The following is a 14,503-nucleotide window of genomic DNA, read 5'->3' on the forward strand; positions in this document are numbered from 1 at the left end:
CCCAGGCAGGCCCTGTGGCCTGCGGTCAGCGCGTCCGGCCGTACGACGGCCCCCGCGCATCAGTAGGCGCCCTGCCCGTAGAGCACCGCACGCAGCGTCTTCCACAAGATCACTGTGTCCAGGGCGAGCGACCAGTCCTCCACGTACCGCAGGTCCAGGCGCACCGCTTCCTCCCACGACAGGTCGCTGCGTCCGCTGATCTGCCACAGCCCGGTGAGTCCGGGCTTGACCAGCAGCCGCCGCCGGATGTCCGGGTCGTACGCGGCGCACTCCTCCGGCAACGGAGGCCGTGGACCGACGAGCGACATCGATCCGGTGAGCACGTTGAACAGCTGCGGCAGCTCGTCGAGCGAGTACCGGCGCAGCACGGTTCCGACCCGGGTCACGCGCGGATCCCGGCGGAGCTTGAACAGCGGGCCGGCGCCCTCGTTGCGGTGGGCCAGCTGGGCACGTGCCCCATCGGCCCCGACGACCATGGTGCGGAACTTGTACATGGTGAACTCGCGGCCGTCCTTGCCGACCCTGCGCTGGCGGTAGAACGCCCCGCCCCGGCTGTCCGCCACCACGAGCAGCCCGACCAACACCATCAGCGGTGCGAACAGCAGCAGCAGGAGCGCCGCGCCCGCCCGGTCGACCACCCCTTTGACCGCCCGGCGGCCCCCGGTGAAGGTCGGCATGCTGACCCGCAGCAGCGGGATGCCGAGCACGGCGTCGACGTGCAGCCGCGGGCCGGCCACCTCCATCAGCACGGGGGCCACGACCATCTCGGCGTCGCTGCCCTCCAGGTTCCAGGCCAGCCGTTGCAGCCGGTCCGGTGACCAGTGCGGGTCCGGTGTGACCGCAACGACACGGTAGCCGTCGTGGTGGACGTGCTTGGCGACGTCCGCCAGTTGGCCGACGACCGGCACTCCGTCCAGTTCGTCACCGTCGAGACCGAGACCGTCCGTCGTGCACACCGCGTCCACGCGCCAGCCGAGGTGCGGGAACTTGCGGGTCCGGGTGATCAGGTCGCGCACGGTGGCCACGCTCCCGGCGGCCAGCACCGGCCGCAGGCACCGTCCTTCCTTGCGCTGTTTGTGCAGCCACAGGCGCAGCAGGTACCGCGCGGTCATGGCGACGAGCGCGATCGCGGGGACCGCGACGAAGATCCAGAGCTTGATGTTGCGTGAGGTGAGGGCGATCCCGCCGAGCGCCAGTACGACGGTCGCCATGAACAGTGAGCGTCCGAGCCGCCGGAACTCCTCGGCTCCCTGACCGAGCACGGCCGGGGCCCACGCCCGGCTCACCGCGAGGGACCCCAGCACCAGCAGCTCGGTGCCGAAGGCGAGTATCCCCCACTTCTCATGCCAGTTGGCCGCGTCCCGGGCCCCGAAGAAGTTGCCGATCGCCGCCACCACCATGGCGGTGGCCAGGGTGTCGCTGATGATCACGGTACGGCGGTACCGCTGCTCCCAGTCGTTCGCGGGCCGGCTGATCGCCCCGTCCGCCAGACGCTCGCGCGCCGACGGAAACGGGCTGACAAGTCCCCCTTGCCGCACAGAACCCCCCCAGGTCCCAGTGGTTCGACGTGTTCGCCCAACACTGTTCCGCCCCCTCGGGAGGCCCCCGCCTCCCGTACTGTTCCTCCCCCGGGAGGCCCCCGCCCCCCGCGCATGCCGTCCCGGCTGTTTCGGAACCGCGGGTGCTCCCCGCACCCAGGGCCCCGTCTCGGGCTCCCCGAATTGATCATCAATACGTCTGGCGCCGGGGACGCGACTGCTGGCATTCCGTAGCGCCGGACTTAAAGATCGTTATTGGTCGCCTCGTGTCCGAACAGCTGAAGCACGGTCAATCTAGACCATCAGGGCCGATCTGAAGAGAGGATGTGTGGAATTTGTGCTCAAGCTTTTGGGGCTTGGCCCACCGACCGGTGACCGCCATGGGCGCCTTCGCGCCACCGCGCGCCCTGCGGCTCATGCGGCCCTGGGAGAGGCTTCCACGCGCCGTGATCGTAGGGGAATGGGCCCGGTGACCTGCGATTTCTGTCGACGGTCGAGGGAGATGGGTGCCGTTCCGATCATGGCGCCGGCCGTCATGAACGCCGCCGGGCGCCCGTGTGATGGGCGACCGGCGTGATCGAAACCAGCGCTGCGCGGCATGACCGGTCCTCACCGGTTCTCGGCAACCTCGCCCATCAATTCAGGAACTGGCGTTCCTGTGTTCGTGTGTTTGTTCGCGCTGTGCGCTTCCCTTGATTTCCGGATCGGACACCCGGGTTGATTCCGCGGAAGAGATTTCCGAGCCGTACCGCCGCGCCGACGGGGTCAGGCCGGCTCGACGGGACCTGCTTCGGTTTTCAGAGCCACACCGTCGGGCAGTCTGTAGCCGAGTTCCTCCAGCCGGGCTACGACGGCTCGGGGAGACCGGTTCAGGACGTCGGCGGCGCGCAGGACATGGGCTGGATCGACCGGCTGGGCATGGTCGATCCAGGGTTCTTCACCGTCCAGGTCACGGCTCATGATCCGCGTGTCGACCGGTTCCGGTAGCGGGACGCGAGCGGCGGCGCGGAACCCGAAGCGCGTGAGACGCGAGACGACATGGTCGGTCGTCTGCCCGGTGACGGAGGCGGCCCGCACGATGTGGGCGGGGTGAACGCTGGCACTCGGATCCAGCCAGGGCCCTTGTGCGTTGCAGTCCTGGCTGAGGAGACGCAGATCGCCGGGCTCCTGGGGCGGTAGCGGTCGCATGGCCATGTGGTAGCCGAGTTCGGTCAGGCGGTCGACGACGTGGTCGACGGTGTGTCCGGTCATGGTCGCGGCCATGATGACGTGTGCCGGGTGCACGGGTGTGTCGGCGTCGATCCACGGAGCGCGTCCGTTGGCGTTGGTGCTCAGGAGGCGGAGGTCGCTGCAGTCGGGCGCGGACGCGGGTGCGGTGGGGGTCGAGAAGCCGAACTGCCGCAGTCGAGCTGCGACTTCCTCGACGGAGCGCCCGATCCTGTCGGCAGCCAGCGCCAGGTGCACGCTGCTGACCCGCACCCGCAGTTCCAGCCACGGCTGCTGTGCGTCCAGGTCCCTGCTGAGAAGGAGCCGGTCGTCAGGGTCGGGCTGGGGCATCGGATCCGTGGCCACGTGGTAGCCGAGTTCGGTCAGGCGGCCTACGACGTGGTCGACGGTGTGCCCGGTTTCCTTCGCGGCATCGAGGACGTGTACCGGATGCACGGGTTCGCCGGGGTCCAGCCAGGGAGCGTCCCCCGTCACCTGCTCGCTGATGATACGGAGGTCGTCGGGTTCCAGGTGGGTCACCGATGTGGCCGAGGCCTGGAAACCGAGTCGTTCGAGCCGGTCGACGACCTCTTCGAAGGACCACCCGGTCATGCCGACGGCCTGAGCCATCAACCCGATGCTCACCCTGGGGCCGTTCCACTCCATGGAAAACAGCCACGGCGCAGTCAGCCTGGGGTCCCACTTCGGTATCAGAACGTAGACGTCGGACGGTACGGGAAGAGCCGTGTCCGAGGGCTTGGTGGCGACGAAACCCGGGAAGAAGCCGGCGTCGGCCAGAGCCTTCCTCCGGAAAGCCTCGACCTTGGGCGGCTCGGTCGCCGTCGACCAGGGGACACGTGCGGAGGGATCGCCCCTGAGGCCGTCCAGCGGGAAGTACCCGCATTTCGTGATGTCCACTTCCTGGCCCGCGATCCGCCACGGGGTGAAGCCGATGCGAACCGCTTCGGCGAAGATCTCGTCGGCGAGCCGGGGCTGTTCGGAGAGGACGTGTGCCAGCCAGTCATGCCGGAAGACGGCGTCCCCGGCGGCGAGCAGGCTGGGGATCTCCTGCCGCAACAGCCGTTCGGTCTCGGTGGCGTCGGGATCGATGATTCGCCGTCGGTCCACGGTCAGACGGGGTGTGTCCTCGCCCAAGAGATTCACCACGGCCCCGAAACAGCGTTCCCCGGCCCACAGGCCGTCGGCCAGGACGCCGCCCTCGGTACTGCACCACCACACCGCTGGGCTGGAGGTCGCCACCGTGACGGTGTCCGGCCTGCGCACGGCGGTTGGCTCGTGGGGATCGGCCGCGCCCAGCGGCGCGCTGCCGCTCAGGACGTTCGGCTCCCAGGTCTGGCTCTCCCCCCGGTCGTCACTCGCCGTGACGGCGTACTGGGAGATCCACAGGATGCGGCGCAGCACGTCGACGCAGGAGGTGACGTCGGACGACCGGAGCCTCAGGCGCACGCTGGTGTAGGCGTCCGGGGAGCGCTCCAGGCGCTGGATGCGGAACAGGGAGCCGGGGCCGGCGATCTCGATGCGCAGATGCTCGCCCGGCAGCCCGTCCGGGGTGAGCCGGCAGGTGGTGACGGTGATGTCGTCCGCCAGCATGAAGTAGCTGAGCACCCCGATGCCGAACTGGCTGTTGGGGTGCATGGAGATGCCGTGGTCTTCCCAGCGGGCCTTCTCCTCGATGTACTCCGGCATGTCGGCGAAACTCATGCCCGCGTGTGCGAAGACGTCCCGGAGTTCCACCTCCCCCATGCCGATGCCGTTGTCACGGCACTCCAGGTACGGTCCCTTCTCGTCGACCCCCTGTCGGAAGGTGATCGTGCCCTCGTACCGCATGCGCTGGCCGCGGGTGATGCCCAGGTACTTGCTGCGTGCTTCCCGGTAGCGGCAGGCGTCGAGGGCGTTCTGGTACAGCTCACGGATGGCGAGCGCGGGGTCTCCGTAGAGCTGCTCACCCATCAGCAGCTCCTGGATGCGGTCGTCGGCCAGCCGGAAACGCAGCTCTGTCGACTCGTAGGCCCAGCGGCCGCTCGCGTCGGCCGCCGGGGTCACCTGCTCGGCGGTGACGTGCAGGGGGAGGTTGCGCAGCAGAGCCGGCCGTTCCCCGTCGCCGCTGCTGATGTCGATTCGGGTGAGCAGCGTGTCGAGGGTGGCGGCGTGCCGGCGCAGGCCGAGGTCGACGGCGAGATGGTGGCACGTCGCCCTCAGCACCCGGGTCCGCCCGTTCGCCTCCCACCGGAAGCGGTCGAGTGTGCCGTGCAGGTCGCAGAGGTCGACGGCGTAGCCGATGCCCACGTGATCAACCAGTACGTCCGGCAGGGCGATCGGGTCGATCGCGAAGAGATGGGCGATGCGCAGCAGTTCGGCGAGCTGGTGCGCCCTGACCCGTTGGGCGGTCTCGGCCGTGCCCACGCTGCGGGGCATCGCGTCGACCCCTTCGGCCGCTCCCGGCAGTTGGGGCGCGCGCAGCAGCCGGGAAATCAACGGTGGATCGAGGACGTCCTCGACGAGCCTTCTCTCGCGGGGGGAGTGTTCCCCGAGGGGCACGGCGACGCGGTCGAGCAGGGTCTCCGCGGCGGCGGGGTCGTAGAGCCTCGGTTCCAGGACGAGCCAGCGGTGGAAGAGCCACCAGCCGATGGCCTCGGCGGCTTCCCGGTCGTTGCTCCGGAGGGCGCGCCGTACCAGCCGGTGTTGGTTGCGCAGGAAGATGTCGTAACTACGCCGGGCCGGCGCGGTGCTCGGGGCCTCGGCCAGCTCCGTCGGCGCGATCGAGCTGTAGCGGCTGGCGTTCTGTCTCCAGAACGCGGCGTGCAGGTAGGGGTGGGTGACGAGCAGGAACACCTCCGCGGCGGACAGCTCCAGGCTCTCCGGACGCAGGCTGCTGTCGAGCAGCAGGCTGTCGGTCCACTCGGCCACCCTGTCGGTGAAGGAGAGGGAGTGCCATGGATCACCTTCCAGGGCGGCGCTGTCCTGTGCCGTCGCGCCGGCGGCCCGGGCGACGAGCGCGGTGGCGGTGTCGCGCAGCAGGGGCAGTGCGCGTTCGTCGGTGACGTAGTTCCACAGGGGGTGATCGCGCGTCGCCGCCACCCATGCGTGTTCGGAGTGCGGTGCCGCCCCGGCCGCCGCACCGCCTGTCGCGGGGCCCGTGCAGGCCCGGTTCCGGGCGAGCACGATCTGGTGACCGAGGTCGCGGGTGCTCATCCGCGCCCGTGTCGCCGCCGGTCGGTCCGGGCCGTCCGTCGTGACGGGTGGAACGCCAGGTGGCGAACGCCAGGGCGAAGTCGGCGATGTCCACAGCGCCGCCCAGGATGACGTCCAGCGCCTCCAGGGCGCCCATCGTCGGCCCGTCGCCCGTGACCGTGGCGACCTTCAGCCGGGCGGTACCCGGATCGGCCGCCAGCCAGGACTGGAGTTCAACGAGCGACTCCTCGTCCCCGTCTGCCAGTAGGCGCAACCTCATTTCCCGCCCCCTCGGTGCATGACAGACCATCAGTCGTCCGAGCTCAGCCAGGGCCGGGGGGGCCGGGAGGAGTTTGCGGCAATCCGCCCAGGGCCCGCAGCGTCGGGCGGCGCGGCGGCGCGGCCCGCCGCGTCGGTGGACGTGGCGGGCCGGGGTCCGGTCAGCCTCCGGGTGGCACCGTACGGCCCTCGAAAGCCGCCAGAATGCGTTCCGCCGCCAGTGTGGCCGTCAATCGGCCCTCCCTGACCTGCTGTTCCAGGTCCGGGGCGGTCGCGCGGACCTCCGGGTCGGCGTGCAGGCGGCCGAGGAGTTCGTCGCGGACCATCGCCCAGGTCCAGCCGACCTGCTGGTCCCGGCGCTTGGCGGCCAGCCGGCCGGTGGAGTCGAGCAGGGTGCGGTGCTGCTCCAGGCGCTCCCAGACCGTGTCGAGACCGGTCGACTCGCGGGCGCTGCAGTGCAGGACCGGCGGGGTCCAGAAGGCGTCCTTGCCGTGCATCAGGCGCAGCGCGCCCGCCAACTCCCGTGCCGCCGCCCGCGCGTCGCGCTCGTGCGGACCGTCCGCCTTGTTGACGGCGATCACGTCGGCCAGCTCCAGGACGCCCTTCTTGATGCCCTGCAACTGGTCACCGGTGCGGGCCAGCGTCAGCAGCAGGAAGGAGTCGACCATCTCGGCGACCGTCGTCTCGGACTGGCCGACGCCGACGGTCTCGACCAGGATCACGTCGTAGCCCGCCGCCTCCATCACCACCATCGACTCCCGGGTGGCCTTCGCGACCCCGCCCAGCGTGCCCGCACTGGGGGAGGGGCGCACGAAGGCCGCCGGGTCGACCGCCAGGCGCTCCATCCTGGTCTTGTCGCCCAGGATGGAGCCGCCCGTGCGGGTGGAGGACGGGTCGACGGCGAGGACCGCAACCCGGTGGCCCAGCGAGGTCAGCATCGTGCCGAACGCGTCGATGAACGTCGACTTGCCGACACCGGGCACCCCGCTGATGCCGATGCGCCGCGCCCGGCCGCTGTGCGGCAGCAGCTCGGTGAGCAACTGCTGTGCCAGCGCCCGGTGTTGCGGCCGGGTGGACTCGACGAGCGTGATGGCGCGGGCCACCAGGGCCCGCTTCCCGTCGAGCACACCCTTCACATAGGTGTCCAGATCGATCGCGGCCATCGCGGCCCTACAGCTCGTGGCCGAGGTCGGCCGACAGGCGCTTCACCAGATCGTGCGCGGCGTCCGGGATCACGGTCCCCGGCAGGAACACCTCCGCCGCGCCCATCTCCCGCAGGGTCGGCACGTCCTGCGGCGGGATCACCCCGCCGACCACGATCATGATGTCCTCGCGGCCCTCCTCGGCGAGCTTCTCGCGCAGCGCCGGGACGAGCGTGAGGTGACCGGCGGCCAGCGAGGAGACCCCGACCACGTGCACGTCCGCCTCGACGGCCTGCCGGGCGACCTCCTCCGGCGTCTGGAACAGCGGGCCGACGTCGACGTCGAAGCCGAGGTCGGCGAAGGCGGTCGCGATCACCTTCTGGCCCCGGTCGTGGCCGTCCTGGCCCATCTTGGCGACCAGGATGCGCGGCCGGCGCCCCTCGGCCTCCTCGAACGCGTCCACCAGGGCCCGGGTGCGGTCCACGGACGGGGACTGTCCTGCCTCGTTGCGGTACACGCCGGAGATGGTACGGATCTGGCTCGCGTGCCGCCCGTACACCTTCTCCAGGGCGTCGGAGATCTCACCGACCGTCGCCTTGGCGCGGGCCGCGCGCACGGCCAGCTCCAGCAGGTTCTCCTTGCCGTCGGCCGCCCGGGTGAGCGCGTCCAGGGCGTCTCGGCAGGCCCGCTCGTCCCGCTCCGCCCGCAGCCGGCGCAGCTTCTCGATCTGCTGGGCGCGCACCGAGGAGTTGTCGACCTTGAGGACCTCGATCTGCTCGTCGCTGTCGACGCGGTACTTGTTGACGCCGATCACCGGCTGCCGCCCGGAGTCGATGCGGGCCTGGGTGCGGGCCGCCGCCTCCTCCACGCGCAGCTTGGGGATGCCCGCGTCGATGGCCTGCGCCATGCCGCCCGCCTGCTCGACCTCCTGGATGTGCGCCCACGCCTTGCGGGCGAGGTCGTACGTCAGCCGCTCCACATAGGCGCTGCCGCCCCAGGGGTCGATGACCCGGGTGGTGCCCGACTCCTGCTGGATGAGCAGCTGGGTGTTGCGGGCGATGCGCGCCGAGAAGTCGGTCGGCAGCGCCAGGGCCTCGTCGAGGGCGTTGGTGTGCAGCGACTGGGTGTGGCCCTGGGTCGCCGCCATCGCCTCCACGGCCGTACGGGTGACGTTGTTGAACACGTCCTGCGCGGTCAGCGACCAGCCCGAGGTCTGCGAATGCGTGCGCAGGGAGAGGGACTTGGTGTTCTTCGGGTCGAACTGCCGCACCAGCTTCGCCCACAGCAGCCGGGCCGCGCGCAGCTTGGCGATCTCCATGAAGAAGTTCATGCCGATCGCCCAGAAGAAGGACAGCCGGGGCGCGAACGCATCGACGTCCAGGCCCGCCTCCCGGCCGGCGCGGATGTACTCGACTCCGTCCGCGAGCGTGTACGCCAGCTCCAGGTCGGCCGTCGCGCCCGCCTCCTGGATGTGGTAACCGGAGATGGAGATGGAGTTGTAGCGGGGCATCCGCTGCGAGGTGTACGCGAAGATGTCGGAGATGATCCGCATCGACGGCTTCGGCGGATAGATGTAGGTGTTGCGGACCATGAACTCCTTCAGAATGTCGTTCTGAATGGTTCCGGCCAGCTTCTCGGGCGGTACGCCCTGTTCCTCCGCCGCCACGATGTACAGCGCCAGCACCGGCAGCACGGCGCCGTTCATCGTCATCGACACGGTCATCCGATCCAGCGGGATGCCGTCGAAGAGCTGGCGCATGTCGTAGATCGAGTCGATGGCCACGCCCGCCATGCCGACGTCACCGGTCACCCGCGGGTGGTCGCTGTCGTAGCCCCGGTGCGTGGGCAGGTCGAAGGCGACCGACAGACCCTTCTGGCCGGCCGCCAGATTGCGCCGGTAGAAGGCGTTGGACTCCTCGGCGGTGGAGAAGCCCGCGTACTGGCGGATCGTCCAGGGCTGGTTGACGTACATCGTCGGGTACGGGCCGCGCAGGTACGGCGCGATGCCCGGGTAGGTGCCCAGGAAGTCCAGGCCCTCCAGGTCACGGCCGGTGTACAGCGGCTTGACCCCGATGCCCTCCGGGGTCTCCCACAGCGGCTCGGCGCCGCCGGTGGCCCGCTTCAGGGCCTCGCGCCACTCGCCCTCGGTGGCGTCGGCGACCGGGGTCCCCAGCTCGATGCCGGAGAAGTCGGGGATTCCCATCAGGACACTCCCATGCGGTCGAGGGTCGCGGACAGGACGTCCACGGCGTCACAGCCCGCGAAGACGTACGAGTCGATGCCGGTGTGGTCGCCCCGGCCCGCCAGGAACACGTGCCGGGCACCGGCCGCGCGCAGCGCCTTCGCCGTCTCCTCGGCCTGTTCGGCGTAGAGCGCGTCGCTGGAGCACAGCACCGCCTCGGTGGCGCCGCTGTCCTCGAAGCGGCCCTCGGTGACCGGCTCGATGCCGCCGGCCTGGAAGAGGTTGGCGGCGAAGGACGCGCGGGCGGTGTACTCGGCGGCCGAGCCGATCGTGGCGAGGAAGATCCGCGGCCGGGCGCCGGTCGCCGCCAGATGGGCGTCGGAGCGGGCCCGCAGCTCCTCGAACGCCTCGTCGCGGCGCACGCGCGGCAGCCCGCCGGACGGCGGTTCGGGCGCGGGCGCGCGCTCCACCGGCTTCTCGGCCAGCAGCGGGAACTCGCTGACCCCGGTGATGGGTTCGCGCCGCTTGGCGAGCCGCTTGGAGCGCTCCGCCCAGGTCGTCGCCAGGTCGGTGCGCAGCCGGCCGGAGCGCAGGACGGCCGCCTGGCCGCCGTCGCGCTCGACCGACCGGAAGTACTGCCAGGCGGCCTCGGCGAGTTCGTGCGTCAGCCGCTCGACGTACCAGGAGCCGCCCGCCGGGTCGACGACCCGGGCCAGGTGGGACTCCTCGATCAGGATGGAGGAGGTGTTGCGGGCGATCCGGCGCGCGAACGCGTCCGGCAGGCCGAGCGCGTGGTCGAACGGCAGCACCGTCACGGAGTCCGCACCGCCCACCCCCGCGGCGAGCGTCGCGACCGTCGTGCGCAGCATGTTCACCCAGGGATCGCGGCGGGTCATCATCACCGGCGAGGTCACCACGTGCTGCACCTGCGCGCCCGCGGCCGGCGCCCCGCACACCTCGGCGACCCGCGCCCACAGCCGGCGGGCCGCGCGCAGCTTGGCGATGGTCAGGAACTGGTCGGCGGTGGCCGCGTAGCGGAACTCCAGTTGGGCGGCGGCCTGGTCGACGCCGAGTCCGGCCCCGGTCAGCTCCCGCAGGTAGGCCACGCCGGTGGCCAGCGAGGCGCCCAGCTCCTGCGCGGCCGAGCCGCCCGCCTCGTGGTAGGGCAGCGCGTCCACGGTCAGCGCGCGCACGCCCGGGTAGCGCTCGGCGCAGCGGACGGCCAGGGCGGCGAAGGGGGCGAAGTCCAGGGCGGTGCCCGTGCGGGCCTCGTACCCGAGCGGGTCGCCGCCCAGGTTGCCGCGGGCGGCCTTGGGATCGACGCCCTTGTCGTCGTACAGCCGCAGCAGCGCCTCGGCGGCGGCCCCGGTGTCGCGGCCCGCGTCCAGGGCGACCGGTGCCAGGTCGAGGTAGACGCCGTCGAGGGCGCGGCCCAGCTCGGGGACCGGGATGCCGCCCTCGCCCAGCACCAGCCACAGGGAGGTGCCGCCGTTCTCCAGGTCGGCCAGCACGGCGTCGGCCGTGCCGTCGGCGAGTGCCGTGTGCCGCTGCCGTACGTCCCAGCCGTTCGTGCTGGTGCCCTCCGGGCGGCTGCCCCGCACGAAGGGGGCGAAGCCCGGCAGGCCGGGGTCGGGCGCGCTGTCGCGCGCGGTGTACAGGGGCCGGGTGCGCAGCCCGTCCTCCAGCGTCGTGGACAGGGCGTCCTCGGCTGCCGCGCCGGTCAGTTCCTTGCCCGACTTGCGCAGGACGCCCTCGACCAGGCGTTGCCACTGCTCATGTGTCGCGTCAGGGAACTCGGCGGCCAGTGAGAGCCCGTCGTCAGGCAGGACCGTCATGGCTCGGATGCTAGGGCAGGGTGTCGGAGCCAGGGCGGAGCACGGGCTGTGAGGTTTCTCTTCTTGCGGTGGTGATCTGTGTCTCTCCGGCCCGCGGCTCAGTGGCTCTCGGTCTCCAGGTCCGGGACGAGGGCGCACATGGCCGCACGCTGCTCGGGGCCCATGGAGTCGGCGAGGGCCCGGCGGACGGTTCCGGCGAGCAGGGCGGAGGTCTCGCGCAGCAGCTCGCGGGCCTTGTCGGTGAGGGCGACCTGCACGCCCCGCTTGTCGCCGCACACGGACCTGCGGCTGACGAGACCGGCCCGCTGGAGGCAGGCGATCTGGTAGGTGAGGCGGGTCTTGGGGCGGCCGAGGAGATCGGCGACCTGGGTCATCCGCAGTCCGGTGCGCGGCTGTTCGGCCAGCAGGCACAGGATCAGGAACTCGTCGTGGGAGACGTCGAGGGTCTCCTTCACGACCGACCGCAGCCGCTGCTCCACGGCGCCGGTCGCGGCCAGCAGGAGCATCCAGGCGCGCAGCTCGTCCGGGAGCAGCCCGTCGCCGTGCGCGAGGGGACAGGAGGGCTGGTCGGCGGTGTGCGCGTCGGAGGCGGACATGGGTCGAGTCTACCTGTTGTCCAAATTTGTACGAGTGCGCCTCACGCCGGTTGTCCAAATTTGGATGAGGGGCTAGCGTGAGGCCGACCAGTCATCCAAATTTGAATCATCTGGGAGTACGACCATGACCGTCGCCGTGGAAACAGGCCTCTGGCAGCTCGACCCGACCGCGTCCACCGTGGGCCTGCGCCACAAGACCCTGTGGGGACTGGTCACCGTGAAGGGCACCTTCACCGGCGTCGGCGGCACCGGCGAGGTCCGGCCCGACGGCTCGGCCACCGGCACCGTGACCCTGGACGCGGCCTCCCTCGACACGAAGAGCACCAAGCGGGACGTGCACCTGCGGTCGGCCGACTTCTTCGACACCGACCGCCACCCGGAGATCACCTTCGCCGTGCGCGGCGCGGACCGGCTCGAAGGCGACACGGTCCGGATCACCGGACAGCTCACCGTCCGGGGTGTCAGCAGGCCGCTGTCCCTCACCGCCCGCCTGACCGGTGTGAGCGCCGACGCGCTGACCCTGGAGACCGAGTTCGGCGTCGACCGCGGGCAGTTCGGCATGGGCTGGAACCAGCTCGGCATGATCCGCGGCCTGACCACGGTCACGGCCGCGCTCCGCTTCACCCGCGCGGCGGACTGAGGCCCAGCTCGTCCCGGCGCACGTCCTGGGTGGACAGCGTCTGCGGGTCCGCCGTGAAGGCGCGCAGCCGGAGCCGGGTACCGGACTTCGCCGGCACCCGGACGGCACCGGACGGCGCCCAGAGTTCCACGGTCGCCGTACCGTGCGCGGGAACCGTGGCGGGCCCGCGCATCAGCGACCAGTACCGGCTCATGCCCTGGCCGGCGCTGAGCATGTAGTGCGGGGTGAGCGCGGTGCCGCCCGTGTTGGTGACCCGCAGGGTCAGCCGGGACAGGGTCCCTGCCGGGGTCTGCCGGGCCGCTGCGACGTCCATCCGCAGCGGCGGGGCCCCCGTCGCCGCCAGGGCCGCGCTCACCAGCGCGGGCGTGATCAGCGCGACGACCGCCACGGCCAGTGCCGCCCGGCGGCGCGGGCCGGTGAACGGGCGGGGCCGCGGCTGCCAGGCGTGGGCGAACTCCGGCAGGGGCGCGGTGACCGCCGCCGCCAGCCACAGCGGGGTCATCATCAGGTAGTAGCCGTCCTGGGAGCGGGTCGCCAGGTAGAACGCGCACCAGGGCAGCACCGTCGCGGCCGGCCCGAGCCGCCGGACGAACAGCACGAACACCGCCAGCAGGGCGGCGGCGAGCAGCACGCTCGCCCGGCCGTACCAGTCGAGCCGGTCGCTGCCGCGGGTGAAGTACAGCGAGACGTCCACCAGCCCCTGGCCGTGCAGCACCGCGCCCTGGGTCAGCGGCAGGGCGATGCCCCGCAGCCACCGGCCGGGCTCGCTCACGACGAAGTACACGTTGATCAGCAGCCAGGTGAGCACAGCGGTCCCCACGATCCGCAGCACCACCCGCGCCGCCGCCCGGCCGCCCAGCTCCCCGTGCCGCACGGCGTAGATCCCGGCCAGCAGGAACGGCGTGACGAACCACGGCAGTTGCTGGGCGGCGCACGCGGCGCCGAGGCACGCGGCCCGCGCGATCCCGGCCGCGCCCAGCCGGCCGCGCGCGCCGAGCCGGGGCCAGCGCACCACCACCGGCAGCAGCAGGGCCAGAGCGATGATCGCCGGATAGCCCTGGCGGGCGTACATCGGCAGGAAGCCGAAGCCGAGGCAGACCATCGTCGCCGCCGAGCGCCAGGGCACCGGGAGCAGCCGCCACAGCACCACCGCGCCCGCGACCAGCGCGAGCGTCGCCGCCGCCGTCGCCGGGGCGCCGCCGTGACCCAGCCACAGCAGGGGCGCGGTGAGCAGCGGGGTCAGTGGGGGATAGCCGTAGGTGAAGTCGTACCCGCCGTCCATGGTCGGCGTCAGCGCCACGCCCTTGGCGTGGAACAGCCAGGGCCAGGGCTGCTCGTACACCGGGTGCCCGGCGACGAGTTCCCGCGCGGCCTGGGTGGTCAGGGTCGCCTCGTCGCCGCCGCCGTGGTTCAGCGCCCAGGCGCACAGGGCGAGGGTGACCGCGGTCACCAGCACCACCAGGTCCAGGCGGGCCAGCGAGCGCGTCCGGCGGACGGTGAGGGCGAGCACGCCGGTCACCAGGATCGAGGCGTAGCAGACCGAGATGACCCCCGCGAGGACCAGCTGGTGCGTGGCCGCCTGGGTCCACACCGAGCGCGTCCCGATGAACAGGCTCACGTCCGCGAGGAGCGTCAGTACGCGGTGCCACTGCGCGGGGCCGTCCGGCAGCGCCGCGCGGGCGCCCGGATCGGCGGACACCACCGACGGTGTCCGCCGGCCGGGTGTCACCTGGTGTGTCTCTGCCACGTGCACGGCACGCGACGCTAGCGGGAAGGAGTGAGCGGGGCACGGAGGTGGATGAAGAGTCGGGTATGAGCCCGGTAAGAAGCGGACGTACCCGTACATCTGACGCGGGGTGTGACGCGCGAGATACGGCCGGGCCGGTCGCACAC

Annotated in this window: 8 protein-coding genes and 1 pseudogene; 1 reads left to right on the plus strand and 8 read right to left on the minus strand. The window is 71.6% G+C overall.

Annotation, left to right across the window (positions count from 1 at the left end):
* Nucleotides 1-59: 59 nt before the first annotated feature.
* The 7 genes and pseudogenes from ACH4LD_RS05165 to ACH4LD_RS05195 all read right to left on the minus strand — a co-directional run bounded on the left by ACH4LD_RS05165 (nucleotide 60) and on the right by ACH4LD_RS05195 (nucleotide 11,970).
* Complete coding sequence (locus ACH4LD_RS05165) at nucleotides 60-1,538, minus strand: sugar transferase (RefSeq protein ID WP_398054466.1); 1,479 nt, start codon at nucleotides 1,536-1,538, stop codon at nucleotides 60-62.
* A gap of 765 nt (nucleotides 1,539-2,303) precedes the next feature.
* A complete protein-coding gene (locus tag ACH4LD_RS05170; protein WP_398054578.1) occupies nucleotides 2,304-5,957 on the minus strand; it encodes a hypothetical protein in 3,654 nt (1,217 codons plus the stop codon).
* A 49-nt stretch (nucleotides 5,958-6,006) separates the two neighbouring features.
* Nucleotides 6,007-6,246: pseudogene (locus ACH4LD_RS05175) on the minus strand (hypothetical protein); the annotation flags it as partial.
* 130 nt (nucleotides 6,247-6,376) lie between these two features.
* Nucleotides 6,377-7,378 carry a methylmalonyl Co-A mutase-associated GTPase MeaB gene (gene meaB / locus ACH4LD_RS05180; RefSeq protein WP_398054465.1) on the minus strand — a complete coding sequence of 334 codons (1,002 nt, stop codon included), beginning with the start codon at nucleotides 7,376-7,378 and terminating at the stop codon, nucleotides 6,377-6,379.
* A gap of 7 nt (nucleotides 7,379-7,385) precedes the next feature.
* The gene (gene scpA / locus ACH4LD_RS05185; RefSeq protein ID WP_398054464.1) at nucleotides 7,386-9,560 is read right to left on the minus strand and encodes a methylmalonyl-CoA mutase; all 2,175 of its coding nucleotides are present in this window, start codon (nucleotides 9,558-9,560) and stop codon (nucleotides 7,386-7,388) included.
* A complete protein-coding gene (locus tag ACH4LD_RS05190) occupies nucleotides 9,560-11,374 on the minus strand; it encodes a methylmalonyl-CoA mutase family protein (RefSeq protein WP_398054463.1) in 1,815 nt (604 codons plus the stop codon). The genes scpA and ACH4LD_RS05190 overlap by 1 nt, the downstream gene beginning before the upstream one ends.
* A gap of 98 nt (nucleotides 11,375-11,472) precedes the next feature.
* Nucleotides 11,473-11,970, minus strand: a complete 498-nt coding sequence (locus ACH4LD_RS05195) for a MarR family winged helix-turn-helix transcriptional regulator (protein ID WP_398054462.1) — start codon at nucleotides 11,968-11,970, stop codon at nucleotides 11,473-11,475.
* 124 nt (nucleotides 11,971-12,094) lie between these two features.
* Between ACH4LD_RS05195 and ACH4LD_RS05200 the strand changes: the two genes are divergently transcribed.
* Nucleotides 12,095-12,610 carry a YceI family protein gene (locus ACH4LD_RS05200; protein WP_398054461.1) on the plus strand — a complete coding sequence of 172 codons (516 nt, stop codon included), beginning with the start codon at nucleotides 12,095-12,097 and terminating at the stop codon, nucleotides 12,608-12,610.
* Here ACH4LD_RS05200 and ACH4LD_RS05205 read toward each other — a convergent pair.
* Complete coding sequence (locus ACH4LD_RS05205; RefSeq protein WP_398054569.1) at nucleotides 12,591-14,312, minus strand: hypothetical protein; 1,722 nt, start codon at nucleotides 14,310-14,312, stop codon at nucleotides 12,591-12,593. The genes ACH4LD_RS05200 and ACH4LD_RS05205 overlap by 20 nt on opposite strands.
* Nucleotides 14,313-14,503: the final 191 nt, after the last annotated feature.

Source organism: Streptomyces sp. NPDC017676, from assembly GCF_044329325.1.
Taxonomy (GTDB): domain Bacteria; phylum Actinomycetota; class Actinomycetes; order Streptomycetales; family Streptomycetaceae; genus Streptomyces.

Excerpts from the sequence above, each read along its gene's own strand:
- ACH4LD_RS05170 (WP_398054578.1), bottom strand. The coding sequence starts at position 5,957 with ATGAGCACCCGCGACCTCGGTCACCAGATCGTGCTCGCCCGGAACCGG.
- meaB (WP_398054465.1), bottom strand. The coding sequence starts at position 7,378 with ATGGCCGCGATCGATCTGGACACCTATGTGAAGGGTGTGCTCGACGGG.
- scpA (WP_398054464.1), bottom strand. The coding sequence starts at position 9,560 with ATGGGAATCCCCGACTTCTCCGGCATCGAGCTGGGGACCCCGGTCGCC.
- ACH4LD_RS05190 (WP_398054463.1), bottom strand. The coding sequence starts at position 11,374 with ATGACGGTCCTGCCTGACGACGGGCTCTCACTGGCCGCCGAGTTCCCT.
- ACH4LD_RS05195 (WP_398054462.1), bottom strand. The coding sequence starts at position 11,970 with ATGTCCGCCTCCGACGCGCACACCGCCGACCAGCCCTCCTGTCCCCTC.
- ACH4LD_RS05200 (WP_398054461.1), top strand. The coding sequence starts at position 12,095 with ATGACCGTCGCCGTGGAAACAGGCCTCTGGCAGCTCGACCCGACCGCG.